The sequence below is a fragment of the Novosphingobium profundi genome (assembly GCF_018491765.1).
Lineage (GTDB): Bacteria > Pseudomonadota > Alphaproteobacteria > Sphingomonadales > Sphingomonadaceae > Novosphingobium > Novosphingobium profundi.
On record NZ_JABWCU010000031.1, the window covers coordinates 1 to 25,189 of the forward strand.

Annotated in this window: 21 protein-coding genes and 1 tRNA gene; 5 read left to right on the top strand and 17 right to left on the bottom strand. The window is 67.5% G+C overall.

Annotation, left to right across the window (positions count from 1 at the left end):
• Positions 1 to 126: 126 nt before the first annotated feature.
• The 9 genes from HT136_RS23870 to HT136_RS23910 form a co-directional block, all read right to left on the bottom strand.
• Positions 127 to 924 carry a LytR/AlgR family response regulator transcription factor gene (locus HT136_RS23870; RefSeq protein ID WP_214202351.1) on the bottom strand — a complete coding sequence of 266 codons (798 nt, stop codon included), beginning with the start codon at positions 922 to 924 and terminating at the stop codon, positions 127 to 129.
• 65 nt (positions 925 to 989) lie between these two features.
• The gene (locus HT136_RS23875) at positions 990 to 2,156 is read right to left on the bottom strand and encodes a sensor histidine kinase (RefSeq protein WP_214202375.1); all 1,167 of its coding nucleotides are present in this window, start codon (positions 2,154 to 2,156) and stop codon (positions 990 to 992) included.
• Between the two features lie 59 nt (positions 2,157 to 2,215).
• Positions 2,216 to 2,935 carry a DsbA family protein gene (locus HT136_RS23880; protein ID WP_214202352.1) on the bottom strand — a complete coding sequence of 240 codons (720 nt, stop codon included), beginning with the start codon at positions 2,933 to 2,935 and terminating at the stop codon, positions 2,216 to 2,218.
• Between the two features lie 66 nt (positions 2,936 to 3,001).
• Complete coding sequence (locus HT136_RS23885) at positions 3,002 to 4,363, bottom strand: M48 family metalloprotease (protein WP_214202353.1); 1,362 nt, start codon at positions 4,361 to 4,363, stop codon at positions 3,002 to 3,004.
• 156 nt (positions 4,364 to 4,519) lie between these two features.
• Positions 4,520 to 5,896, bottom strand: coding sequence for a PAS domain-containing protein (locus tag HT136_RS23890; RefSeq protein WP_214202354.1), 1,377 nt, complete (start codon positions 5,894 to 5,896; stop codon positions 4,520 to 4,522).
• Positions 5,897 to 5,997: 101 nt separating this feature from the next.
• Entirely contained in the window at positions 5,998 to 7,281 is a 1,284-nt protein-coding gene (locus HT136_RS23895; RefSeq protein WP_343222305.1) for an MFS transporter, read from the bottom strand.
• A 64-nt stretch (positions 7,282 to 7,345) separates the two neighbouring features.
• Positions 7,346 to 7,873 (bottom strand): DUF2141 domain-containing protein, encoded by a 528-nt coding sequence (locus HT136_RS23900; protein WP_214202356.1) that lies wholly within the window; start codon positions 7,871 to 7,873, stop codon positions 7,346 to 7,348.
• On the bottom strand, positions 7,801 to 8,535 hold the full coding sequence (locus HT136_RS23905) for a sterol desaturase family protein (protein ID WP_246544317.1): 735 nt from the start codon (positions 8,533 to 8,535) through the stop codon (positions 7,801 to 7,803). The genes HT136_RS23900 and HT136_RS23905 overlap by 73 nt, the downstream gene beginning before the upstream one ends.
• A 109-nt stretch (positions 8,536 to 8,644) precedes the next feature.
• Entirely contained in the window at positions 8,645 to 10,171 is a 1,527-nt protein-coding gene (locus HT136_RS23910) for a DEAD/DEAH box helicase (protein WP_214202357.1), read from the bottom strand.
• Between the two features lie 307 nt (positions 10,172 to 10,478).
• Here HT136_RS23910 and HT136_RS23915 point away from each other — a divergent pair, with 307 nt between their 5' ends.
• Positions 10,479 to 10,682, top strand: coding sequence for a DUF1289 domain-containing protein (locus tag HT136_RS23915; protein ID WP_214202358.1), 204 nt, complete (start codon positions 10,479 to 10,481; stop codon positions 10,680 to 10,682).
• 773 nt (positions 10,683 to 11,455) lie between these two features.
• Here HT136_RS23915 and HT136_RS23920 read toward each other — a convergent pair.
• Together HT136_RS23920 and HT136_RS23925 are read right to left on the bottom strand one after the other, a co-directional pair.
• Positions 11,456 to 11,965, bottom strand: coding sequence for an MmcB family DNA repair protein (locus HT136_RS23920; protein WP_214202359.1), 510 nt, complete (start codon positions 11,963 to 11,965; stop codon positions 11,456 to 11,458).
• Between the two features lie 93 nt (positions 11,966 to 12,058).
• A complete protein-coding gene (locus HT136_RS23925; RefSeq protein ID WP_246544320.1) occupies positions 12,059 to 12,487 on the bottom strand; it encodes a hypothetical protein in 429 nt (142 codons plus the stop codon).
• 154 nt (positions 12,488 to 12,641) lie between these two features.
• Between HT136_RS23925 and HT136_RS23930 the strand changes: the two genes are divergently transcribed.
• From HT136_RS23930 to HT136_RS23945, 4 genes are all read left to right on the top strand, one after another.
• Positions 12,642 to 12,718: transfer RNA gene (locus tag HT136_RS23930), tRNA-Arg, on the top strand.
• Positions 12,719 to 13,417: 699 nt separating this feature from the next.
• Positions 13,418 to 14,485 carry an efflux RND transporter periplasmic adaptor subunit gene (locus tag HT136_RS23935; protein WP_214202360.1) on the top strand — a complete coding sequence of 356 codons (1,068 nt, stop codon included), beginning with the start codon at positions 13,418 to 13,420 and terminating at the stop codon, positions 14,483 to 14,485.
• A gap of 3 nt (positions 14,486 to 14,488) precedes the next feature.
• A complete protein-coding gene (locus HT136_RS23940) occupies positions 14,489 to 17,695 on the top strand; it encodes a multidrug efflux RND transporter permease subunit (protein ID WP_214202361.1) in 3,207 nt (1,068 codons plus the stop codon).
• Positions 17,688 to 19,127, top strand: a complete 1,440-nt coding sequence (locus tag HT136_RS23945; RefSeq protein ID WP_214202362.1) for an efflux transporter outer membrane subunit — start codon at positions 17,688 to 17,690, stop codon at positions 19,125 to 19,127. The genes HT136_RS23940 and HT136_RS23945 overlap by 8 nt, the downstream gene beginning before the upstream one ends.
• On the opposite strand, the gene HT136_RS23950 is transcribed toward HT136_RS23945, so the two are convergent.
• Genes HT136_RS23950 through HT136_RS23975 form a run of 6 tightly spaced genes read right to left on the bottom strand, consistent with a single transcriptional unit; the run spans position 19,124 to position 25,151 of the window.
• Complete coding sequence (locus HT136_RS23950; RefSeq protein ID WP_214202363.1) at positions 19,124 to 19,555, bottom strand: Na+/H+ antiporter subunit G; 432 nt, start codon at positions 19,553 to 19,555, stop codon at positions 19,124 to 19,126. The two genes, HT136_RS23945 and HT136_RS23950, sit on opposite strands and share 4 nt — an antisense overlap.
• A complete protein-coding gene (locus HT136_RS23955; protein ID WP_214202364.1) occupies positions 19,552 to 19,821 on the bottom strand; it encodes a K+/H+ antiporter subunit F in 270 nt (89 codons plus the stop codon). Before HT136_RS23955 ends, HT136_RS23950 begins: the two co-directional genes overlap by 4 nt.
• Entirely contained in the window at positions 19,818 to 20,309 is a 492-nt protein-coding gene (locus HT136_RS23960) for a Na+/H+ antiporter subunit E (RefSeq protein ID WP_214202365.1), read from the bottom strand. The genes HT136_RS23955 and HT136_RS23960 overlap by 4 nt, the downstream gene beginning before the upstream one ends.
• A complete protein-coding gene (locus HT136_RS23965) occupies positions 20,306 to 21,841 on the bottom strand; it encodes a monovalent cation/H+ antiporter subunit D (protein WP_343222306.1) in 1,536 nt (511 codons plus the stop codon). The genes HT136_RS23960 and HT136_RS23965 overlap by 4 nt, the downstream gene beginning before the upstream one ends.
• Complete coding sequence (locus HT136_RS23970; RefSeq protein ID WP_214202367.1) at positions 21,838 to 22,260, bottom strand: Na+/H+ antiporter subunit C; 423 nt, start codon at positions 22,258 to 22,260, stop codon at positions 21,838 to 21,840. The genes HT136_RS23965 and HT136_RS23970 overlap by 4 nt, the downstream gene beginning before the upstream one ends.
• Complete coding sequence (locus tag HT136_RS23975; protein ID WP_214202368.1) at positions 22,257 to 25,151, bottom strand: monovalent cation/H+ antiporter subunit A; 2,895 nt, start codon at positions 25,149 to 25,151, stop codon at positions 22,257 to 22,259. Before HT136_RS23975 ends, HT136_RS23970 begins: the two co-directional genes overlap by 4 nt.
• Positions 25,152 to 25,189: the final 38 nt, after the last annotated feature.

Genomic DNA, 25,189 nt, shown 5'->3' on the forward strand with positions numbered 1-25,189 from the left:
GTCGTGCTGGTGCCGGGCGTCGGTCGCATCACTTTCGCCACGGACAAGACCACCGCGCGCCTGGCCGGGGAATTCTACGGCAACGCGATCAACGTGATGCGCGGCGCCGAGGCGGCGAGTGCGTGCTTAGTGGACGAAGCGCGCGATCACGTCGCGGTAGCTGCGCGAGACTTTTACCTGTGCACCCGAATCGAGCACCAGGAAGCATTCGCCGTTGGTGTGCGGCTTGACCTGGCGGACCTGGTTCAAGTTGACGATGGTCGAGCGATGGACGCGCTGGAACACGCGCGGGTCGAGCCGGCGTTCGAGGTCCTTCATCGTCTCGCGCAGGATCAGCGAATTGTCGGCGGTGCGGATGCACATGTAGTCGCCCGCCGCCTCGATGTGCTCGATCGAATCGACGTCGATGCGGAAGATCTGGCCGCGATCCTTGATGTTGATGAGTTTTTCGTAGCGGTCGGCGTTGGGGTCGGTGTCCTCGGGGATCGCATCGACCGCATCGGGCGCCACTTCGGCGAGAACCGTCTTGAGCTTCTCGGCCTCCTCCGCCGAGCGCTTGTCGGCCAGGCGCTGGCGCACGCGCGCGAGGGTGTCGTCGAGCTTGCTCTCGTCGACCGGCTTCATCAGGTAGTTGACCGCGTTGGCCTCGAAGGCGCGCACGGCGTGCTCCTGGTAGGCGGTGACGAAGACGATCAGCGGCGGCTCGATCTCCATCACGCCCTTGACGACCGAGAAGCCGTCGAAGCCGGGCATCTGGATGTCGAGGAAGACGAGGTCGGGCTTTTCGGTCTTGATCTTGCGGATGGCCTCGCGGCCGTTCGAGCACGTGTCGATGATCTCGACGTCGGGGTATTTCTCGAGGCGCAGTTGCAGGCCTTGAATGGCCAGCTTCTCGTCGTCGACAAGGATCGTGCGAATGGTCATGTCTTTACTACTCCGGAAAGAGGCACAATGCGCGCCGTCCCCCTATGTTCCCGGCCGGATGAACCTTAGCGTTGCGCCATCGCGGCAACGCGCGGTCCGCCCGGCGTCTCTTCTTCGGCCTCGTCGCGGCGCTCGGCGGGAATCTCGATGAGGACGGCAAAGCCCCCCTCGACCGGTTCGACCGTCTCGAACCGGTGATGCGCGCCATAGGCCTGCGACAGCCTGTCCCGAATGTTAGAAAGGCCCACACCGGTCGAAACCGGCTCCCCTCCATCATAGGTCATGCCCGACAACCTGTTGTCGGTCGTGGGGCTTTGCAAGCCCGGCCCGGTATCCGAGACGGTAATGCGAAGCGTGGACCCGATGAGTTGCGTGGCGATGGTGATCTCGGCCCCCGATTCCTGCTGGCTCACGGCATATTTGATGGCGTTCTCGACCAGCGGCTGGAGCAGCAGCGAGGGCAGCAGGCACTTCTGCGTCGCCTCGTCGATGGTGAAGGTGGTGCGCAGGCGTTCCTCGAAGCGCATGCGCTCGATGTCGAGGTAGAGCATCAGCGTCTCGACTTCCTGCGCCACGGTGACGCGCGCCGAAGGCTTGTTGACCAGCGTGTAGCGCAGGAACGAGGAGAGGCGGCTCAGCATCGCATTGGCCGGCTCGGTCTGCTTCAGCAGCACCAGGGTCGAGATCGAGTTCAGCGTATTGAACAGGAAGTGCGGGTTGAGCTGGTAGCGCAGCATGGCGAGCTGCGCGCTCGTCGCCTGGCTCTCGAGCCGGATCAGCTGGTCGTTCTGCTCTTCCACCTGGAGGTAGAAGTTGATCGCGTAGTAGAGCGCCGACCAGGCGCCCAGCAGTGTCGCGTCGATGTAGAGCACGCCCAGGAACAGCTGGGTGAAGCTGGCCTCGCTGTCGGTGCGCCACAAGGACCAGACCCAGGCATCGATGAAGGCGTGGAGCGAGACGGCGGCGGCCAGGATCACCGCGGTAAGGCCCCAGGTGATGATCGGGCGCCGGGTGATCAGCCCCCGGTAGATCACCGAGAGCACCAGCGAGATCGAGAAGCCGGTGATGGTCTGGATCAGCACCAGCACCAGCGAGGTCAGCGGCTGGTTGTTGGCGATCATCGACATCGTGCGCAGCAGCATCGCGCCGGCCCAGCCGGCGGTCTGGAGGCGCCAGAAGGCCTTGTCCTTGTTCGCGAAGAACGGAATCGGCTGGATCGGCAGGACGCTCATGGCCATGGGTCTAGCCTAATTCGCCGCGTGGCCGAAATGGAAGGGGCGAGCCAAGGGGATCAACCGTCCTGCTTCTGCGACTGGCTGGCCGTGGCGTCCTCGAGCGCGCGCGAAAGCTGGTCCATGCCCACCGCGCCCGCGATCAGGTTGTCGCCCGCCACCCAGCTCGGCGTGCCCGAGAAGCCGAGCCGCCCGGCGAGCTTGAGATTGCGCTGGAGTTCCTCCTCGACGGTGGGGCTGGCCGCGACGCGGCGCGCGCGCTCCATGTCGAGGCCGACTTGTTTCGCCACCGCCTCGATGGTCGGCTCGTCGACCTGCCCGGCCGCGTACATCGCATCGTGGAAGGCCGGATACTTGCCCTGCTCGGCCGCCGCGAGCGCCATGCGCGCCGCCGCCGGGCTGGCCGGGCTGATGATCGGCAGCTCGCGCACGACGATGCGCAAGTCCGGGTTGCGCGCGAGCAGTTCCTTCAAGTCGGGCAGGCTCTGGCGGCAATAGCCGCAGGCGAAGTCGCTGAATTCGACGAGCGTGGTCTTGCCCCGCGGGTTGCCGAGGACGGCGCCGGGGAAGGGGGTCTCGACGCTCTCACGCACGTCGGCGAGCTGTTCGCGGGACTGGCGCTTTTGCAGGTTCTCCATTGCCATCGGCAGGATTTCGGGGTGTTCGAGGATGTAGTCGCGCACGACGTGCTCGACGGCGATCCTGCCGCCGTACCATCCCCCCGCGCCCAGGATCGCGAGCCCTGCGAGAGTTGCTGCCAGCTTGCTACCCGTTCCCATGCTTCGTTCGAATCCTGTCCGTGCCAAGTGCCTAGCGCGCCATGCGCGGCGCGGTTCCCGCCTGCCTTAGCGACGCTTGGAACCTTGTTCCAGTTCGGCGCGCGCCTGCATCTCGATATCCTGTGCGCGCAGCCAGTCGGCCGAGTACTGGGGCAGACCCGCCTCGGCGGCCTGGGCGCTGCGCAGCGCTTCGGACATGCGGCCCGAGAGCACCTGTTGTTCGGCGCTGGCAAGGTAGGCGCGGGGCATGTCGTTGTCCTGCGCGTAGATCATGCCCAGCTGGTACCAGGCGAAAGGGTTGTCGCGGTCGCGCACGACCGCCGCCTTGAGCACCTCGCGCGCCTCGTCGTGGAAGGCGGGGTCCTCGGTCGCGATCAGCGCGTGGCCGAAGAGCGTGGCGATGAGTGGCTGGTTGCCGGTTTCCTGCGTCGCCTCGCGCAAGGGGGCGAGCGCATCGCGCGGGCGTCCGCTCTCGAGCAGGATCTGGCCCTGCATCTCGAGGAAATAGGGATCGTGCGGATCCTCGGCGATGAGGGCGGCGACTTCGGCCTTCGCCTTGTCGAACTCGGACTCGCGGTGATAGGCGTAGGCCCTGGCGTAATGGGCGGGGATCGAGGTGTCGCTGGGGGGAAACTTCTGGAACACCAGGCGCGGTTCGGCAAGATAGCCGAAGAGCTTGGCCTTCATCCGCACGAAGCGCTTCTGCAGTGCGGGGTCGTCGGGCTTCGCCCAGGCCGGGTCCTTCTGGTAGGTGTCCTGGAGGGTCTGGATGCGATCGCCGGTGAGCGGGTGGGTGGAATAAAACTCGTCGCCGTCCTGCGGCATGTAGCCGTGGCGCAGTTCCAGGTTCTGCAGCTTCTTGAAGAATTCCACCGAGCCGCGCCCGCTGATCCCGGCCTTGGAGAGGTAGTCCGCGCCCGCCGCGTCGGCCGAGGCTTCCTGCGAGCGGGTATAGGCGAGGTAGTTGCCCATGGCCGCCTGCTGGCCCGCCATCATCACCCCCATGCCCGCTTCGGCGCTGCCCGCCACGGCCGCCGCCGCGCCCAGCAGCAACGAGAGGATCGAGATGTGCCCGGCCATCTTGGCGCCCGGCTGGAGTACCGCGTGGCCGCCGGTGACGTGGCCCAGTTCGTGGGCGATCACGCCCTGCACTTCGGCGGCGGTGTCGGCCTCGTTGATAAGCCCCGCGTTGACGTAGACCGCCTGCCCGCCCGCCACGAAGGCGTTCACGTTCATGTCGTTGACGAGCACGATGTCGACGTTCGCGGGCTGGAGCCCGGCGGCCTCGATCAGCGGCGCGGCCATGTCGTGAAGCAGCGATTCGGTCTCGGCGTCGCGCAGGATCGATTGCGCCGCCGCCGGGGTGGCGGACCACCCGAACAGCGCCAGGAACGAAAGTGCGAGTGCGGTGAAACGCAGGAGGGGCATGTTGCTTGTAGGACCTCTCGGGCCTGAACCGGTGCTGAAGCCCGGGGGCGGAATGGCCCGGAGCGGGCCCCTCCCATGGGCGCGTGGGCCCAGCCTAGCGAGCGCGTCGCACCCTGCCAAGCACGCGGTCGACTTCGGGCGGCAAGGCCCGGTCGCTCAATCCTCGAGCAGGTGGCGGGCGGCGCGATCGAGCAGGCGCGCGTCGTCGCCCACTTCGCCCAGCAGCACGAGCTGACCATCGGGCGTGCGGCGCGCGACAAGGACGGTGAACTCCCCGCTTTCGCCGGCTTGCTCAAGCGGCCGGGGCGGCATGCGACGCAGCGCCTCGAGCAAGTCCTCGTGGCGCGCGCGCAGGGCGTGGGTGTCGCCAGCCGCCGCGCGGCGCTCGGCGCGTTCGGCCTGGACCAGTGCCTTGAGCCCGCCCGGGGTCTGCGCGAGCACATCGGCAAAGGCGCCGCGGGCCACTTCGCGGCGACGGCCATGCGCGATGGCGGTGGCGATTTCGGTGAGGCGGGTCTTGTCGTAGTTCGCACCGAAGACGAGCTTGACGAGCGGGATCAGCGGCGCGCGATCCTGCGCGACAAGCCCGGCCTCGGCCAGCAGCGCGGCGTAGCCGGCGGGGTCTTCGCCAACGGCGAGCGCGAAATCGTAGGCGTGCGCGATCGCGGCATAGAGGGCCTTGCGCGAACGGGTCTCGCAGCCTTCGGCACGCCGGGCCTCCTCGCGCGCGGCGTCGAGCCAGGCGGCCAGTGCGCGCGGGGCTTCGCTTGCCGGCGCAGCGGCGGCGTCCGGTTCGGAAGGAATCGCCATCGCGGCGGTGCTCTCGAGGCCGAACTGCGCCACGGGAAGTTCGAGCGCGGGCAGAAATTCACCGGGAAAGCTGAAATCGGCGTCGGCCGGCCCATCGGCCCATTCGGTCATCGGTGCGGCTTCGCGCAGCATGGCGGGCACGTGCGGCGCGGCCGGGGCCTCGCGACGCGCGCTGGCTTGCGCTTCGCCCAGTGTCTTCCAGTTGATCACGCCGTAGATCGCATCGATCGCCGCATCGTCGCGCGAGAAGGGCAGGAGAATGCCACGGTAGAGCGTCGTGTCGCCGCGCTGGTTGACGAATTCGGCCTCGAACCCGATCGGCGCCTGGTTGGCCAGGATCTGCATGTAATGGTCGGTGATGCGCGAGAGCAGCGAGCGGCTGGGCACGTCGGAGAGGCGGCGCAAGGCGTCCCCGCGCACGTCGCATTCCTCGGCCAGTGCGGAACCAACATAGCGCACCAGCGGGTTGTCGATGCCTTCGGCGAAATCGAGCAGGACCGAATGCGGGCCGAAGTCGTCGAGTTCCTCGGGGTGGAGGTCGTCGGTGTGGGGAAAGGCGCGCTCGCCCAGCAGGCTGGCCCAGAAATTGTAGGTACGCACCTGCATGCGACGCTCGTCGCGTCCGACTTCGGCGGTGTCGCTTTCGCGCGTGGCGTCCATCTCTTCGTTCTGGTCCTCAAAAGTCGCGTCGGAACCGGAAAACTGACCGCGCATCGTATCCATGTGGAATCCCCAAGTTTCCGACTGGACACCTGTCATGACGCATCGTGGTAAATTAATGTTTAAGCGCGCTCAGGGGGAAACGTTGAATATCGTCTGGCGCGTCAGGTCTGGCGCACGACGCCTTCGCCCAGCTTGGGCAAGGGGGCGAGCACGCGCAAGGCGATGAAGGAGACCAGCAGCACCAGGGCCCCGGCGTGGAGGGTGAAGGGCAACCCCTGCCAGTCGGCCACCGCGCCCCAGACCCAGGCGCCGATCGCCATGCCGCCGAACGTGACGGCCTGGTAGATCGAGAGGCAGCGGCCCAGGATCGCGTCGGGCGAACGCAGCTGCACGGCGGTGTTGACCGTGGTCATGATCAGCACCCAAGCCATTCCCGAAAGGAACGCGGCGGGCATCGCGAAGGCGATCGAGTGCGCCTGCGCCACGATCGAGAGCGAGACGACGAACAGCCCTGCGCCCAGCGTCAGGATGCCTTCCATGCCCAGCTTGTGGCGGATCGTCGAGCCGAACGGCGCGGCGAGGATCGAGCCCATGCCGAACAGGCCGAGCAGCGTGCCGTAACCGATCTCGCTGCCCTCGATCTGGTCGCTGACCACGGTCGGCAACAGCGCCTGATAGGCCGCGATGCTGAAGCCCAGCGCGAAGCTGCGGGTGAGGATGCGGCGGATCGGGCGGGTCGTCGCGCAATAGGTGATGCCGACCCAGACCGCAGGGAGGATCGGGCGCGGCTGTGGGCGGCGATGCTCGGGGTGCCAGCGCAGCAGCACGCAGATGAGGCCGACGTAACTTACCGCGTTGATCGCGAAGGCGAACGAGACGTCCCACAAGGAGATCAGCAGCCCGCCGAGCGCCGGCCCGACCGAGCGCGCGATGTTGAACGAGATCGAGTTGAGCGCGATCGCCTGGGGGATCTGCCCCGAGGGCACCACCTGGCGCACCGAGGCCTGCCAGGCGGGTGCGTTGAGCGCGGTGCCGATACCCACCGTCAGCGTGAAGGCGAGCAGAAGGAACGGCGAGATCAGCCCGGCGTAGGTAAGCCCGGCCAGCATGCTCGAGACCACCAGCATGCCCGATTGCGCGCAGAGCATGACCACGCGCCGGTCGTAGTTGTCGGCGATCGCGCCCGCGAACACGCCGAACAGCATGATCGGCACGGTGGCCGAGGCCTGGACCAGCGCGACGAGCTGGTGCGAGGGCGTCAGCTCGGTCATCAGCCAGGCGGCGGCCACGCCCTGCATCGTCGCGCCCAGGTTCGAAAACAGGTTGGCGATCCAGATCGCGCGGAAGACGGGGTAGCGGAACGGAGAGAAGGCGCCCGCCCGGGGGGTGCCGGGCGAAACCTGCGTCGCGGCGGACGGGTCGGCGCTGTCTTTTGTTTCTCTCACTGGCTTGGCGTTAGGCCGGGTCGGCCTGCACGGCAAGGGTCCACACGCACGCGATGCGCGTGCGCTAGAGAAGGTAGCGCATCTTGATCGCGATGCGCAGCGTCTCGCTGTCGAGCCTGAAGGCGGCCTCGTCGAAGCGGGGCGGACCCATGCGCACGGGTGCATCGCGCGAAAAGCCATAGCCTTCGCGCGGGACGAGCAGCGCCTTGTCGAGCTTGCCGTTGGCATTTTCGTCGTGGACCAGCGAGACGGCGTATCGGCCCGGCGGCAGCGCCCCGAAATCGAGTGTGACGGGGCCGCTTGCCGGCACGATCAGGTGGTGCCCTTCGGGGTCCTTCGCGCAGTCGGGAAAGGCCTTGGGGTCGCGCGTCAGGCAGGCGAGGACTTGCCCCTTGTGCGAGCGCAAGTCGGTGATCGTCGCGATGACGTGGGCCTGGCCGGAGGCAGGAATCGCGGCCGGAGTGGCGGCCTGTCCGGTCGCGGCGAGCGAGAAGGCGAGCGCGGCGGCAAGCGCCGCGATCAGGGCGCCGAGAGGCCCCTGTCGGTGCCGCAGAGGTGATCCCAGAACCGGAAGTAGAGGCCGTAATTGCATCGATAGTGCTCGTGGTGCCGGTGGTGGTGACTGGCGGTGATCAGCCAGTGGCCGAGCCGCGAATGGACGAGGGCGCGCGGGAAGATTTCCCATCCCATGTGGTTGGTAATGCCCATCACGGTCATGATCGTGAGGACCAGTCCGAGCATCGCGACGTGGATCGGAACGAGGAAGACGAGCGCGGGGATCACCACCGCGCCGGTCACCGCCTCGATCGGATGGAAGCTCATCGCCGCCCAGGCCGTGGGCGGGCGGCTCTGGTGGTGTACCGCATGGGCAAGACGGAACACGCGCGGGACATGCATCCAGCGATGGGTCCAGTAGAACCAGGTGTCGTGCGCGAAGAGGAACAGGACCAGCGAAAGCGGCATCCACCACGCAGGGTAAGCCGAGGCGTCGGTGTAGATGCGCGTCCAGCCCCTGGCCTGCCAGCCCCAGGCGACGATCCCGGCGGGCAGCCCGTAGATTGCGGCGGACAGCAGCGAGTAGCCGATCTCGCGCCGGATCTGCGCGCCCATGCCCCGGTAGAGGCCGGGGCGCACGCGCTGCGTGACAAGGGCGAAGAGCCCCGAGGTCGCAAGATACCGCAGGCCCACGATCGCGGTCATCGCCAACGCGGAGGCGAGAAGGGCCCAGAGGCCGGGAGCGGAAAGCGGACCCATGGCCCATGTCTAGGCGCGGCAGGGCCCAAACGGCAAGGAGCCGCGCGCAAAAGAATGCACGCGGCTCCCTGGTTCGTTTCGGAAGCTCCCCGCTCAGGCAGGGCGCCGATCAGCTGGCGCGGCGAACCGCGCCCTTGTGCGTGCCCACGCTGCTGCCGCCACGGGGGCGGAAGCGACGCTTGCGCTGGCCTTCGCCGCCTTCGGCCGCGCGTTCGCCGCCACGTTCTCCACGCGGGGCTTCGCGGCGTTCGCCGCGCGGGGCATCCTCGCGGCGACGCTCGCCCGAGCCTTCGCCCGCGGCGCGGTCACGCCGCGGCTGGCCACCGCCCGAACGGCCACCACCCGAGCGACCTCCGCCCGAACGGCCCGAACCGCCATTGCTGCGGCCGCCACCACCCGAACGGCCCTGGCCCTGTGCCGGTTCGGCGGGGCGACGGCTGGGGGCGGGCAGGCGGCGTGCTTCGACGACGAAGTCCTCGGGCAGGCCGAGCGCGGTCAGCTTGACGCGGGTCAGGCGCTCGATGTCGCGGATGTAGGGTTTTTCGTCGGGTGCGATGAAGCTCACCGCCACGCCGTCGGCGCCCGCGCGCGCGGTGCGCCCGATGCGGTGGACGTACTGCTCGGGTACGTTCGGGATCTCGAAGTTGTAGACGTGCGAAACGCCCGAGACGTCGATGCCGCGCGCGGCGATGTCGGTCGCGACGAGGACGCGCACGGTGCCCTGGCGGAAGCCGCCGAGCGCGGCGGTGCGCTGGGCCTGGCTCTTGTTGCCGTGGATCGCGGCGGCCGGGATGCCGGCGGCGACGAGGTGGCGTACCACGCGGTCCGCGCCGTGCTTGGTGCGGGTGAACACGAGCGCGCGGTCGATCGCACCGTGCTCGGCCTTCTCGGCGGCGTCGGGGGCCAGGCCTTCACGCAGGCGGATGGTGAGCAGCGCCTGCTTCTCGGCCTGGTTGATGAAAGTCGCGTACTGTTCGACGCGCTCGGCCGTGGTCGACTGCGGGGCGACTTCGACCTTGACCGGGTTGTTGATGAACTGCTTGCCAAGCTCCGCAATCGCCTGGGGCATGGTGGCGGAGAAGAACAGGCTCTGGCGCTGCTTGGGGAGCAGAGCGGCAACGCGCTTGAGCGGCACGATGAAGCCCAGGTCCATCATCTGGTCGGCTTCGTCGAGCACGAAGATCTCGACGTGCTTGAGCGTCAGCGCACGGCTGTCGATGAGGTCGAGCAGACGGCCGGGGGTCGCCACCAGCACGTCGCAGCCGCGCTCGAGCGCACGGGCCTGCTTGCCCGCGGGCACGCCGCCGAACACGCACTGGATCGTGAGGTTCAGGAACTTGGCGTAGCCGCGCATGTTGTCGGCGATCTGCGCGGCAAGCTCGCGCGTGGGCGAGAGCACCAGCATGCGGCAGCCCGCGTTCTGGCGCGGCTTGGGCTCGGCGGCGAGGCGGTGCAGCGAGGGCAGCGAGAAGGCGGCCGTCTTGCCGGTGCCGGTCTGCGCGATGCCAAGCAGGTCGCGGCCCTCGAGCAGTGCGGGGATCGACTTCTGCTGGATCGGCGAGGGATCGGTATAGCCCTTGGCCTCGAGCGCACGCAGCAGGGGCTCGGCCAGGCCAAGGTCGTTAAAATAGGACATTCACGTCACTTTCAAATTTTCATGCAGTTGCGCGCTGAAAACGTCGAAGCAAGCGCGCGCACGGCAAGGTGTCGTTCGGGCGACCCTGCGTGAAGAAGGAAGCTTGGTTCAAGGGCAACCGCTCGTCCGGGCCGGTTACGGGATTTTCCGGCTTCCTGCCGGCCCCGTGACCTCACGCCGCTCGCGGACTGCGGCGCAGAATCAGACTGCGCGCGCCGGTTGCTGGAGGGGCAGATAAGAGGCATTTGTGGAAAACGCAAGATAATTGCGCTTGGCACGGTGATCGTAACGTGCTGGCCTGCGCGCCATGACCCCGGTTCCCTCGCCCTGCCTGAACATTTGCGCGCTCGATGCCGAACGGCACCAATGCCGCAGTTGCGGGCGCACGATCAAGGAGATCGTCGCCTGGCCCGGGCTCGACGAGGTGGGCAAGCGTGCGGTCTGGGCGCGGCTGGAGGCGGCTGGGAAGGTCGGTTCCAGTGTTTTGAAGGATGAGGAAAGGAAAGGATGATTTCGTGGGGCAGGGCCCCTCGAGCTCCCAAGACCGTCTGGGGCAGTTGCGGCCCGACGCATCCGGCCAAAGCCGAGCCCGACGGTATACGGGGGCAAGGGGTAGTAAGCCTCATGGGTTCCGAGATTTTATCGCAGTAGCATCGGAGATAGACAATCAATGCCCATTCAATGTCGATGTTGACGGCATTTGCGAAGTAAATCTACCTATCTCGCATGCGACATCAACTCACCGGTAATGCGGGCCTATACCATGTAGCGAGAGAACTGTCCCGGCGTGGCTGGCACGTCATGCCGACAGTGCGGAACGCTCGTGGCGCCGACCTTTATGCTGCAATGGATGATGAGACACACGTATTGCCGATTCAATCAAAGGCCTTGTCAAAGCGAGCTCCTGTGCCCTTGGGCAAGTCTCTCGATAGCCTGCGCACTTTGTGGTGGGTTATCACAATCAACGCAAATACGGCTTGCCCGAAATGCTATGTAATGACGCTAGATGAGGTGAAGGCAAATGCTCATCGAGGCGAGAGGGATGGTAGGGTGTCATTCTGGCTTCAACCAAAATCCTATGAACAGCCTGAATTTGAGGAAGCATGGCAGCGCTTGGGAAATCCGCTTCAGGATTCCAGCAAAATAGACGTCTAACTTCGGCGCGTGATAGCGTCCATTGATTGTCGGGTTGTCTCGGCTGGTCGGAAAAATAGGTAATAACAAGAAAATTCGGCCCCAACGTCTCTTTCTAAGTCGGACGGCCGAGGTATTTCGGGTAATAACTCAACTCTCGCGATCCCACATCTGCGTTTCCGGATCGGCCGCGACGACCAGGCGCCTGAGCGCGGTGCGGGCAAGGCGTTCGACTTCGACCTTGCGGCGCGCGGCGGCCATCTGGCGCAAGGGGGCGGGGCGCAGGATCTCGGCGTCGTAGCCGTCAGCGACGATCACCCCGCAGGTTTCGGGCAGGAAGGCCTCGGTCTCGAGCGGGGCGCGGTCGAGCGTGGGGGGCAGGGCCCAGTAGAAGCGGTCGCAGAATTCAAGGTAGTCGGTCCACTTGCCATCGCCCAGGAGGTCGGCGCGGCTGACCTTGATCTCGACCAGGATCACCTGCCCGCGCGCGTCGATTCCCATGAGATCGGCGCGCCGGCCGTTGCGCAGCATCATTTCGGGCAGGCACCAGATTGCGTTGCGCGCGAAGAGGCGCGAGACCCCGCGCACGACGTCGCTCGAGACGGGAGAGGGCGCGCCTGCGAGCGCGGGATCGAGAAAAGGCGAATCGGCATCGGACATGCCGCAAGCATAAGAACAAAATGGGAACTTGGGAAGCTGCTGCGCCGTACCGTGTCTGCCGGGCTGCGCTCGGGCCTCATTCTCGGGCCACGTTCAAGCCATCCGGCGGGTGGTACCTTCGGCGCTGAGAGCGAGGTGCAGCAGTCCGTCGCGCGTGCGCACGAATTCGTTCCACAAGGCGAGCGCGGCGGCCTGCGGGTGCGCGCCGCGAGCGAGCGCGGCGAGGAGCGCGCTGAGGCCCGATTCCATGATCGCGGAGAGATCCTCGATACCCTGTTCGGCCATCGCGCGGCGCGGACCGGAGGCATCGCGCACGTGCGCGGGAAAGGCGCGGATCGCTTGGCTGAGCGCTGGGCAGGGTGTTCCGGCAATGCTCGCAACGGCCTGCGCGGCGTCGTGCAGCGCGGACCATTTCATCGAAAGAGCACTGGCCGACCCGTTGCCGAACTGGGCGCGCCCCGACCGCCCCAGTGCGGCGCTGGCAGGGGCAAACGTGCCCGGCTTGTTCGGAGTCGCATCCATATATGTTCCGTTTAGCCGCTCTCGGCTTGCCAATTTCCTAACCGGGCGGCGGCGGAGCCGGAACCAGGCGTCCGGAACGCTTCAACTTTCGCGCGCGCTTGCGTCGAATTGGCGCTGGCGCAGATGCAAATGCTCTGCTAGGCGGCGCTTTGTTGCACCCGTAGCTCAGCTGGATAGAGCGCTGCCCTCCGAAGGCAGAGGCCACAGGTTCGAATCCTGTCGGGTGCGCCACCACTGCAAATCCTCGTTTCACAAGGATTTGCTTCTAGAAAGTGGCGGCGAAAAAGCACTTAGATCAACCTTGAAATTCGGCCCGTGAAGCAATTTTGTCGCGCGGAGCAAGTGAATGGCGACGCTTAGCAAGCGTGGGAAGCGCTGGTCGGTGCAGATACGGCGGCAAGGATTTCCAGCGCAGAGCAAGACCTTTTCGAGGCATTCGGACGCCAAAGCGTGGGCAGTCGAAATCGAAGGGCGTTGGAACTACCAAGCGCGCGCACTGGGCAGTCCGCGGCGTTCGGGCACGGCGGCGGGAAATGGCAGGGTCTTGGCCGAACCTTGTGCGCTTTTTGCTGCGCGCCCGTCGAAGCTGGGCACCTATGGGTGATTCACCAGGTCGCATGATGCCGGAGCATATGTTCGGGAGATGTTCGGAAAGGTCGTTCTTGCAATCAATTGCATAATAGTTATGCAATTGTCTTTATTGAATTAAGTAAAAATAAGAAAAATTAATAATAATTACTGAAACAACTATGTTGTTGATTTGAATAACCTCTTCTATTCTCCTCTTGGGGTGGATTCGTTCGAGGGGTATTCGCATTGCCTTTCTGTCGATATCTCAGCAGCTTCTTGCTGTGTGCCGTCGTTCTGCCGCTCTCAGTCGCGGGGTGTGGGTCCCCGCAGGAGGCCAAGGCACCGCCCCCCGCGCCCGTGGTGACAATCACCGTCGGCACGCAGCCCGTTCCCAACATCATCGAGGCGCCGGGACGCATCGAGGCGATGCGCACTGCGGAAGTGCGCGCGCGGACCGACGGGATCGTGCTGCGCCGGCTCTATGCGGAAGGAGCGGCGGTCACGGCAGGCCAGCCGCTGTTCCAGATCGACCCGAGCGACAACCGCGCGCAAGTTCAGGCGGCGCAAGCCAACCTGCAGCGCGCGCTGGCCGCGCGTTCCAACCTCGCCTCGATCGTCAAGCGCTACGAGCCGCTGATCAAGGAGCGCGCGGTGAGTGCGCAGGAATACGAATCGGCGCAGTCCGAAATGCAGCAGGCCGAGGCACAGGTCGCCCAGTCGCGCGCCGCGCTCGACCGCGCGAAACTGCAGATGGGCTACACCACCGTGCGCGCGCCGATCGCGGGCCGGGTGGGCAGCGCGCAAGTGACCGAAGGCGCGCTGGTGAGCGGCGCGGGCGGCACGCTGATGACACGGGTCGACCAGGTTTCGCCGGTCTACGCGGTCTTCCCGATCTCGAACGCGCAGATCCTCACCATCCAGAAGCGGGTGCGTGCGGGCGAGATCTCGCTCGATTCAATTTCGCGCGTGGCGGTCAAGCTGGTGCTCGAGGACGGCTCGCTGTTCGGCCCGGTCGGCCACCTCGACTTTGCGGGGACGGTGATCAAGCCCGATACCGGCAGCCAGACCGTGCGCGCGACCTTCCCGAATCCCGGGGGGCTGCTGCGTCCAGGGCAGTTCATCACCGGGCGCATGGAGGCAGGGCAGGTACTTGCCGGCATAGTGATCCCCGCCCGCGCGGTCCAGCTCAAGGGTGAACAGGCGAGCGTTTCGGTGCTGCAGAAGGACGGCAGCGTCGTCATCCGGCCGGTCACGCTGGGCAATCTCGATGCGGGCAACTGGATCGTGCGTTCGGGCCTGCAGCCGGGGGAAAAGGTCATCGTCGAGGGCTGGCAGAAACTGCGCCCGGGACAGAAGGCGAAAGCGGTCGGCGCGGGCGCGAAAGGTGCGCCCGCTCCCCAGAAGGCCCAACCGCAGACGGGAGCCTGAGCCATGGACCGCTTCTTCGTCTACCGGCCGGTCTTCGGCTGGGTCATCGCCGCCTTCATCACCCTCTTCGGGCTGCTCGCGCTGGTGCGCCTGCCGATCGAGCAGTACCCTTCGGTCGCCCCGCCCTCGCTCAACTTGCGCTACAACTACACCGGCGCCGACGCCGAGACGGTGGAGAAGAGCGTCACCACCATCATCGAGCAGGAGATGACCGGGCTTTCGGGCTTTCTCTACATGGGCTCGACCAGCCGCTCGAACGGTTCGGGCAACATCCGCCTGACGTTCGAATCGGGTACCGACCTCGACGTCACCCGCAGCCGCGTGCAGGACCAGTTGAAGGGCGTCGAGGCGCGCCTGCCGGCCGAAGTGCGCCAGCTCGGCATCCGCGTGGGCGACAACGACGCGGGCTTCCTGATGCTCATGGCGCTGTCCTCGCGCGATGGTTCGATGACCCCGCTCGACATGGGCAACTACGCGGTCAACAACATCGAGAACGAGCTGCGCCGGGTGCCGGGGGTGGGCGACATTCTCGTCTTCGGCTCGGCCTATGCGATGCGCATCTGGCTCGATCCGACCAAGCTGGCAGGCTATGCATTGACGCCGGGCGAAGTGCTGGCCGCGGTGCGCGAGCAGAACAGCCAGACGGCGGGCGGGGGGCTGGGCGAACAGCCGGTGGCACCCGGGACCGAACTCAACGCCAAGATCGTGACGCAGAACCGCCTGTCCAGCGTCGAGCAGTTCAGCCAGATCATCGTCAAGTCGAACGAGGACGGCTCGCTGGTGCGGCTCGCCGACGTGGCGCGCGTGGAGCTGGGCAAGAACAGCTACAACTTCAAGGGCCGGCTCAACGGCAAGGAAGTGGTGGGCATCGGCGTGATGCTGTCCTCGGGCGCCAACGCGGTGGCGACCGCCGAGGCGGTGCGCACGCGCATGGACCAGCTCGCCACGAACTTTCCCCCCGGCATGACCTGGGAAACCGCGTTCGACACCACCCCCTTCATCAACGCCTCGATCGAGGGGGTGATCCACACGCTGGTCGAGGCGATGGTGCTGGTCTTCCTCGTCATGTTCCTGTTCCTGCAGGACTGGCGCGCGACGCTGATCCCGGCGATCGTGGTGCCGATCGCGCTGCTCGGCGCGTGTCTGGGTCTCCAGATGTTCGGCTTTTCGCTCAACACCCTGTCGCTTTTTGCCATGGTGGTGGCGATCGGTATCCTGGTCGACGACGCGATTGTCGTGGTCGAGAACGTCGAGCGGATCATGAGCGAGGAGGGGCTTCCCCCGCGCCTCGCCACGATCAAGGCGATGGGGCAGATCCGCGGCGCGATCGTGGGCATCACCCTGGTGCTGATCGCGGTCTTCGTGCCGATGGCCTTCTTTCCCGGATCGACCGGCGGGATCTACCGCCAGTTCTCGGTGACGCTGGCGGTCTCGATCTTCTTCTCCGCGCTGCTGGCGCTGACGCTGACCCCGGCGCTCTGCGCGACCTTGCTCAAGGCCCACGCCCATAAGGGCGAGCCGCGCTCCGGCCCGCTCGGCTGGCCCGCGCGCTTCTTTGCCTGGTTCAACGCGAGCTTCGGGCGTGCGACCGACCGCTATACCGGCAACGTCACGCGCATGTTGGGCCGCCCGTTCCGCTGGTTCGCGGTGTTCCTGGTGATGGCGGTGCTGGCCGTACTGCTGTTCACCCGCCTGCCCGGCGGGTTCCTGCCCGACGAGGACCAGGGCTACATCATGGTCAACGTCGATGCCCCGGCCGGGGCGACCCAGGCGCGCACCGACGCGGTCGTCCAGCAGGCCGAGGACTTCATCCGCAAGCAGGGCGAGGTGCGCAACGTGATCTCGCTCTTGGGCTACAATTTCTACGGCCAGAACCAGAGCGCGGCGCTGATGTTCGTCGACCTGCATCCCTGGGAGGAGCGCGAAGGCGCCGACCACAAGGCGCAGGCGCTTGTCGCGCGGATCCAGAAGTTCGCCTCGGGCTTGCCGGGCGCGATCGTCTTCGCGCTCAACCCGCCCGCGATCCAGGCGCTGGGCTTTGCCAACGGCTTCTCGATGAAGATCGAGGATCGTGGGGGCAGCGACCGCGAGGGACTTGCCGCCGCGCGCAACGCGATCATTGCGGCGGCGGCCGAGGATCCGCTCCTGACGCAAGTGCGCGCCGAAGGGCAGGGCGAGGCGCCGCAGCTCTTCGTCGACATCGACCGGGTCAAGGCGCGCGCGCTGGGCCTCTCGATCAGCGCGGTCAACCAGGCGCTCTCGATCAATTTCGGCTCGGCCTACGCCAACGACTTCTCGCGCGATGGCAGCACCTTGCGGGTCTACCTCCAGGCCGAGGCGGGCGCGCGCATGAAGCCCGACGACATCCTTGCCATGCAGGTGCGGGGCGACAAGGGGCAGATGGTGCCCTTCAGCGCCTTCGCCACCGCGACCTGGATGTCGGGGCCGATCCAGCTCGAGCGCTTCAACGGCTACCCTTCGCTCACGATCTCGGGGGCGGCGGCGCCGGGCAAGTCTTCGGGCGCGGCGCTCGCCGAGATGGAGAAGCTGGCGGCCGAGCACCTGGGCGGCAACTTTGCCTACGAATGGACCGGCACCGCCTACGAGGAGAAGCAGGCAGGCGGGCAGATCGGCGCGCTGCTGGGGCTTTCGGTGATCGTCGTCTTCCTGCTGCTGTCCGCGCTCTACAACAGCTGGGGCATTCCGGTGGCGGTGCTGATGGTGGTGCCTTTCGGGGTCTTGGGCGCGGTGGTGCTGACGATGGGGCGTGGCCTTTCGGCGGACGTCTACTTCAACATCGGCCTCATCACGATCATCGGCCTCGCTGCCAAGAACGCGATCCTCATCGTCGAATTCGCGCTCGAGGACGAGGACCGGGGGAGCGATCCCGAGGCGGCGACGATCGAGGGTTCGCGCCAGCGCTTGCGCCCGATCCTGATGACCAGCCTCGCCTTCATCCTGGGCATGGTGCCGCTGGTGATCGCCGCGGGGGCGGGTGCGGCAAGCCGGCAGGCGGTGGGCACCGGCGTGATGGGGGGCATGATCGCGGCGACGGCCTTCGGGGTGTTCTTCACCCCTGTCTTCTACCTCCTCGCGCGGCGCTACCTCAGCAAGCGGGTGGACCTTGCCGGGGAGGACGAGGCCTGGCTCGAAGGGCGCAGGCGAGCCTCTTCCGGCCACGGCGATGAGGGGAGCGTGCCCCATGCGTAAGCGCGCGCTCCTTCTTCCCCTCGTCTCGCTGGCCGGGTGCAACCTTGCGCCCGATTACCAGCAGCCGGTGACCACGCTCGCCCCGGCCTACCCGACTTACGAGGGGGCGGCGCCCGGCCCGGGCACCGGTCCGGCGCGCGCCGGAGAGCTGGGCTGGCGCGACTTCTTTCTCGATCCCCGGCTCCAGGCGCTGATCGCCTCGGGCCTCACGCGCAACCGCGACCTTGCCCAGGCCTATGCGCGGATCGACCAGGCGCGCGCGCGCTATCGCATCCAGGACGCGCAGCGCCTGCCCCAGCTGGAGATCGGCGGCACCGCGTTGCAGAACCGCGATCCCCCGCTCCAGTTCGACCCCGGCCAGACGCGCGATCCCCCGGCCGAGGGCGTCGAATATACCGAACTCTCGATCTACGGCGGGGTCAGTGCCTTCGAACTCGACTTGTGGGGGCGGGTGCGCAATCTCGCGAAGGCCGAGCGCGAACGCTATCTCGCCACGCTCGAGGGGGCAGAGGCCTTCCGCCTTTCGCTCGTCGCGCAGATCGCCGCGACCTACTTCGACATCCGCGCGGGCGAGGAGCGCATCAAGCTGGCCGAACGCTCGCTTGCGGCGCGCCGCGAAGGCGTGCGGATCGCGCGGCTGCGGCTCGATTCGGGGGTCACCTCGACGATCGACCACGACCAGGCGATGCTGCTCCTGACCCAGGCCGAGACCGAGATCGCCGACATCCGCCGCGCCACCGAGCAGTCACGCAACCTGATGGAGGTGCTCGTCGGCGGGCCGCTGGAAGCGCCGCTGCCCGAGGGCAACGACATCCTCCACCAGTTGCGCGCGATCGAGCCGGGCCTGCCGAGCGACCTGCTCGAAAATCGCCCCGACATCCGCGCCGCCGAACATGCCTTGCGTGCCGCGAACGCCAACATCGGCGTGGCCAAGGCCGCCTTCTTCCCGCGCATCTCGCTGACCGCCGCCTTCGGGTTCGCCTCGGGTCAGCTCGACGACTTGTTCGACGGCGACAACCGGGCCTGGTCGGTGGGGGCGGGCGGCTTCATCCTGCCGATCTTCGACTGGGGCCGCCGCAGGGCGGGGGTGGACCTCAGCGAGGCGCAGGCAGAGGAGCTCATCGCGGCCTACCAGCGCAGTGTGCAAGGGGCCTTCAGGGACGTGGCCGACGCGCTCGTCGCGCGCCAGCGCCTTGCCGAGCAGATCGCCGCGCAGACGCGCACGGTCGCGGCGCAAAGCCGTCTCGCGCGCACCGCCAACCTGCGGTACGCCAACGGCATCTCGATCTACCTCGAAGTGCTCGACGCCGAACGCAACGAGTTCTCGGCAAGCCAGCAACTTCTGCGGCTGGAAGCGGCCGAACTGCAGAACGCGGTCAGCCTCTACGCCGCGCTTGGCGGCGGGGACTTGCGGCTGGAGAACCCGAGCTAGGTTTCGCAGCGCTCGGAGGTTTCGGATGGTTCGGGTGCGCCGAAGGTCGCCCAGTCGGTGCGCTCGCCCGGCGGGGCGGGAAGTTCGGTCTCGACATCCTCGGGCGCACTGCAGCGCCGGAAGCGGCGGTGGATATAGGCCTTGGCGATCATGTTCGCCGAGATCGGCGCGCTGAGGAACAAGAACAGGGTGATCAGCAGTTCGTGGCTGGAAGCCCCCTCGCCGTGGTGGGCGAACCAGAGCATCGAGGCGAGGATGATCCCGCCCACCCCCAGCGTGCTCGCCTTGGTGGGGCCGTGCAGGCGCGTCATCAGCGCGGGCAGGCGGGCCAGGCCCCAGCTGCCGATCAGCGCGAAGGCGCCGCCCAAGACGATGAGGAAGGCGGTCAGCGCATCCAGAAGCGTGGGGAGGAGCGTTACGGGGCTCATTCGACGATGTCCCCGCGCAGGAGGAACTTGGTGTAGGCGACCGTGCTGACGAAGCCGACCATCGCCATGAGCAGCGCGGCCTCGAAGAAGACGCTGGTGTCGGCGTGGATGCCGAAGAGCACGATGAGGGCGATCGCGTTGATCACCATGGTGTCGAGCGCGAGGATGCGGTCGGGCGCGGTGGGGCCTTTCAGAAGGCTCCACAAGTTGAGCACCAGGGCCAGCGCTACGCAGCCCAGCGCGATCGTGAGGGCGATCTCGATCATGCGAAAATCTCCAGCAGGCGCCGTTCGTAGCGGGTCTTGATCTGCGCGATCTCGGCTTCGGGGTCTTCGGTGTGGAGCGCGTGGACGAGCAGGTGGCGCGCGTCGGTCGAGATGTCGACCGAGACCGTGCCCGGTGTCAGGCTGATCGTGCCCGCCAGCACCGTGATCGCTTCGGCCGAGTGCAGCTCGAGCGGGATCGAGAGCCAGGCGGGCCGGAAATCGCGGGTGCGCTTGAACAGGATGAGCCGGGCCACCTGGAAATTGGCGACGACGATGTCCCACACGACGAGGAGCACATAGGCGAGGAGGGGCCAGCCAAAGCGGATGCGCGCGCGCTCGGGCCAGAACGGGGCGCTGAACAGCGGCACCAGCACCGCGAAGACGAGGCCAAGCAGCGCGACGCCGGGATTGAGCGAATTGAACACGATCATCCACATCACCAGCAGCATCGCGGTGAGGCCGGGGTGGGGGAGCAGGCGGGCGATCATCGGGCGTCTCCCGGCGCGGGCTCGCCCAGCACCGCGTGCAGGGTGAGCGGCGTGTCGAGCACTTGTGCGGCGGTGCTCCGGGTCAGGCGGGTGGCGGGCCCGGCGAGCACGGTCAGCGCGACCAGCGCGGCGAGCAGGAACAGGGCGGGCAGCGCCTCGGCGAGGTTGGGCGCCTCGCGCCCTTCGGGCCGGGGCGGGCTGGCGTCGTGCTTCCAGAACACGGTCGATCCCGCGCGGGCGAGCGCGACCACCGCCAGCAGGCTGGTGACGAGGATCGTGCCCCAGATCCAGGGCGCGAGCGGCGTGGCGATCGTGGCGTCGAGGATCAGCAGCTTGCCAAGGAACCCCGACAGAGGGGGCAGGCCGGCCAGCGCGACGCCGGCGGTGAGGAACAGGAAGGCGAGCAGCGCGCTTCCGGCGAAGCGCGGGGTGGGCACGATGGCATCGCCCTCCATCCCCCGCCAGCGCACGACAAGGTCGACGGTGAGGAACAGCATGGCGGCCGCGATCGTGGTGTGCGGCAGGTAGTAGAGCGCGGCGGAAAGCCCGTCTGCGTCGAACAGCGCGATGGCGACAAGCAGCGTGCCGGTCGAACCGATGAGGCCGAAGGCGGCCATGTCGCGCAGGCCGCGCGCGGCGAGCATGCCGAGAAAGCCGAGCGCGATGGTGCCCAAAGCCGCGGGCAGCAGGATCGCGCCCGCCTCGTCGCCGAAGATCAGCGGCGCGGTGCGGATGATCGAATAAGCGCCGACCTTGGTCATGATCGCGAAGAGTGCGGCGACGGCGGGCGCGGCCGAGGAATAGGCGCGCGGCAGCCACAAGTGGAGAGGGAGCAGCGCGGCCTTGAGCGCGAAGACCGCGATCAGCAGCAGCCCGCCCGCTTCGAACAGGCCGCGGTCGCCGGGCACGAGCGCGGCTCCGCGCTGCGCCATGTCGGCCATGTTGAGCGTGCCGGTGACGCCGTAGAGGATGCCCAGCGCGATCAGGAACAGCGTCGAGCCGGTGAGGTTGACGACGATGTACTGGACCCCAGAGGTCAGCCTCCGAGCGCCTTGCCCGTGGAGGATCAGGCCATAGGAGGCGATCAGCAGGACCTCGAAGAAGACGAACAGGTTGAACAGGTCGCCGGTGAGGAAGGCCCCGTTGAGGCCGAGCAGCTGGAACTGGAAGATCGGGTGGAAATTCCAGCCCTTGCGGTCAAGCCCGGTGAGCGCGGCGTGGCTCGCCACGGCCAGACCGACGATGGCGGTGAGCAGCAGCATCCAGGCCGCGAGCTGGTCGAGCACGAGGACGATGCCGAAGGGCGCGGGCCAGTTGCCCATCGCGTAAGGCGTGGGCGGGCTGTGCAGCGCGCGCGCCAGCAGGAGCGCCGCGATCGCCAGCTGCAGCAGGCTCGAGACGATCGAGATGCCCGCCGCGAGCGCCCGGCGGCGACGACGGAAGATCAGCGAGAGCGTGCCCGCGAGCGAGGGCACCATGATCGGCGCGGCAATCAGCGAGGCGGCGAGGTTGGCCGAGACGGAAAGGCTCACGCTCGCGTCTCCCCGATCATGTCGAGGCTGTGCGCGTTGCGCCGCGCGATCCATTCCTCGTGGTCGCCCTCGAGCGGGTCGATCGCGGGATCGCTCTCGCCGTCGACCTGGTCGGTGCCGGTCTCGAGGAAGCTGCGCAGCGCGAGCACGACGATCAGCGCGGTCATGCCGAAGGAGATGACGATCGCGGTCAGGACCAGCGCCTGGGGCAACGGGTCGGTGTACGTGGCCGCGTCCTCGCTGAAGATCGGCGGCGCGCCCACCTTGAGGCGGCCGATCGCGAAGAGGAACAGGTTGATCGCGTAGGACAGCATCGCGATGCCAAGAACGACCGGGAAGGTGCGCCCGCGCAGGCTGAGATAGATGCCCGCCCAGGTCAGCGCGCCGATGGCGGTGGCGATGAGGAATTCGATGCTCATGCGTGCTCTCCCCCGCGTCCGACGGGCTGGGCGGGATGGGCCGCGTCCCAGATCTTGGCGGGGTCGATGTCCATCGGCCCGGCGTCGGCGTGTTCGCCGTCCTCCTTCTTGGCGCGCACCGCGATGTGGCTCAGTTCGGCGAGCGCGAGCATGACCGCGCCGATCACGGTCATGCCCACGCCCACGTCGAAGGCCATCGCGCTCGCCAGTTCGACGTCGCCCAGCAGCGGGATGTGGAAATGGCCGAAGGCGCTGGTGAAGAGCGGGGCGCCGAAGACCAGCGAGCCCAGCCCCGTCAGCGCGGCGATGGTAACCCCGAGGCCGATCAGGAGGTGTTCGTCGATGCGGCGGCGCGCATCGGTCCATTCGAAGCCCGAGGCCATGTACTGCACCAGCATCGCGATCGAGGCCACCAGCCCGGCGATGAAGCCGCCGCCCGGCGCGTTGTGGCCGCGCAGGAAGATGTAGATGGCGACGATAGAAGCAAGCGGCAGCAGCACGCGCGCGGCCACCGCGAACATCATCGGGTGGCGTTCGGGCGAGCGCGGCAGGTCGACGATCCAGGCGCGCAGGCGCTGTCCGGCGGCGCCGCGTGCGGCGGGCTGGAGCAGCGCGAAGATGGTCAGCGCGGCGATGCCCAGCACGGTGATCTCGCCGAAGGTGTCGAAGCCGCGGAAGTCGACCAGCGTCACGTTGACGACGTTGTGCCCACCCCCGCCCGACAGGCTGTTCTCCCAGTGGTAGCGCGAGATCGGGTCGTTGGGCTCGCGCGTCATCACCGCCCAGGCCGCGAAACCGGTCGCCCCGCCGCCGGCGAGGCCGATAGCCGCGTCGCGCAGGCGCAGCGGCATGCTGGAAAGCCGCGCGGGCTTCTTGGGCAGGAGATTGAGCGCGAGCAGCATGAGCAGGATCGTCACCGTCTCGACCGAGATCTGCGTGAGCGCGAGGTCGGGGGCGGAGAGGTAGACGAAGGCGAGGCTGACGACGAGGCCGATCACCGAGATGAAGACGAGCGTCAGGAAGCGCTGCTGTTGGGCGACGAGCACCGCGACGATGGCGGCAAGCAGCAGCAGCCAGGCCAAGATCGCGACCGCCGGTGCGGGCAGGGTGGGGTGGCTGCCCGGGGTGTAGCCGCCTTGCGCCATGCCCCAGGCGCCGAGCGCCACGGCGGCGAGGAACAGCGCCGCGAGCTGGCGCTGCAGCGAGCCGTTGTGGATGGCCTGCGAAACGAGACGTGCAAGGGCGACGAGCTTCTCCACGCCGCTCTCGAACAGGCTCTTGCCGTCGGGCAGGAGCGCGCCGTCCCAGCCGCGCTGGAGCCCGGCGTGGCGCCAGAGCAGGAAGGCGCCCGAGGCCACCGCGATCGCGCTCAGCGCCAGCGCCGGGGTCAGTCCGTGCCACAGCGCGGGGTGGAAGGCGGGGGCTCTCCCGCCGGTCACGGCGTCGATCGCGGGCACCATGAAGGCGTGGGTCAGCGCGTTCGGGAAGAGGCCGACGAGTACGGTCAGCACCACCAGCAGCGCCGAGGGGGCCCAGAGGCCGAGCGGCGGATCGTGCGGTTTGGCGGGATAGCTCTCGCGCACCGGGCCAAGGTAGAGGTGGACGATGTAGCGCAGCGAATAGGCGACCGAAAAGGCGGCGGCGAGCACGGCGAGCATCGGCAACAGCCAGTCCTGCCCGGCCAGCACGGTGTGCGCGGCCTCTTCCAGCATCATCTCCTTGCTCAGGAACCCACCGAAGGGCGGCAGGCCTGCCATCGAGGCGGCGGCGACGATGCCCAGCGTCGCCGAAATCGGCATGAGCGTGGCGAGGCCGCCGAGCTTGCGGATGTCGCGCGTGCCCGCCTCGTGGTCGACGATCCCCGCGTTCATGAACAGCGCCGCCTTGAACAGCGCGTGGTTGACGAGGTGGAACAGCGCGGCCATCGCCGCGGCGGGAGTGCCGAAGCCGAGCAGCATCGTCATCAGGCCAAGGTGGCTGACGGTCGAATAGGCGAGGATGCCCTTGAGGTCCTGCTTGAAGAATCCGATCACGGCCGCCAGCAACATGGTGACAAGGCCCGTCGTCGCGACGATCTCGAACCACAGCTCGCTGCCCGCCAGCACCGGCCAGAGCCGCGCCATCAAAAAGACGCCCGCCTTCACCATTGTCGCCGAGTGGAGATAGGCGCTCACCGGGGTGGGCGCGGCCATCGCATGGGGCAGCCAGAAGTGGAAGGGGAACTGCGCCGACTTGGTGAAGCAGCCCAGCAGGATCAGCACCAGCGCCAGCGGGTAGAGCGAGGACGCGCGGATCGCCTCGCCACGAACGAGGATGTCGGCGAGTTCGTAGCTGCCCGCGATATGGCCGAGCAGCAGCAGCCCGGCGATCAGGGCAAGGCCCCCCCCGCCGGTGACCGCCAGTGCCATGCGCGCACCCTGTCGGCCCTCGGCCTTGTCGCTGCGAAAGCCGATGAGCAGGAACGAGGAAAGGCTGGTCAGCTCCCAGAACACCAGCAGCAGGAGGATGTTGCCCGAAAGCGCGATGCCCACCATCGCGCCCTGGAACAGCAGCAGCAGCGAGAGGAAGCGCCCCAGCGCCTCGTCGCCCGGCAGATAGAAGCGGGCGTAGACGACGATCAGGAGGCCGATGCCCAGGATCAGGCCGGTGAACAGCAGCGCGAGGCCGTCGAGCCGCAGCGAGAGCGCGAGGTCGAGCGCGGGCACCCAGTCGATCCGAACGGCGGGGATCAGCCCGTTCAGGACATCGGGAACGAGGCTGGCCAGCAGCGCCAGCCCGGCGAGCACCGGCACGAGCGCGATCAGCGTCTGTCCGTCGCGCCCGAGGCGCCCGCAGGCGGCGAGCAGGAGGCAACCGAGGAACGGCAGGATGGCAATCAGGACTAGGTGCAAGGATTTCCCCCAGACCGGCCCGGACGGCCGGCCATCAA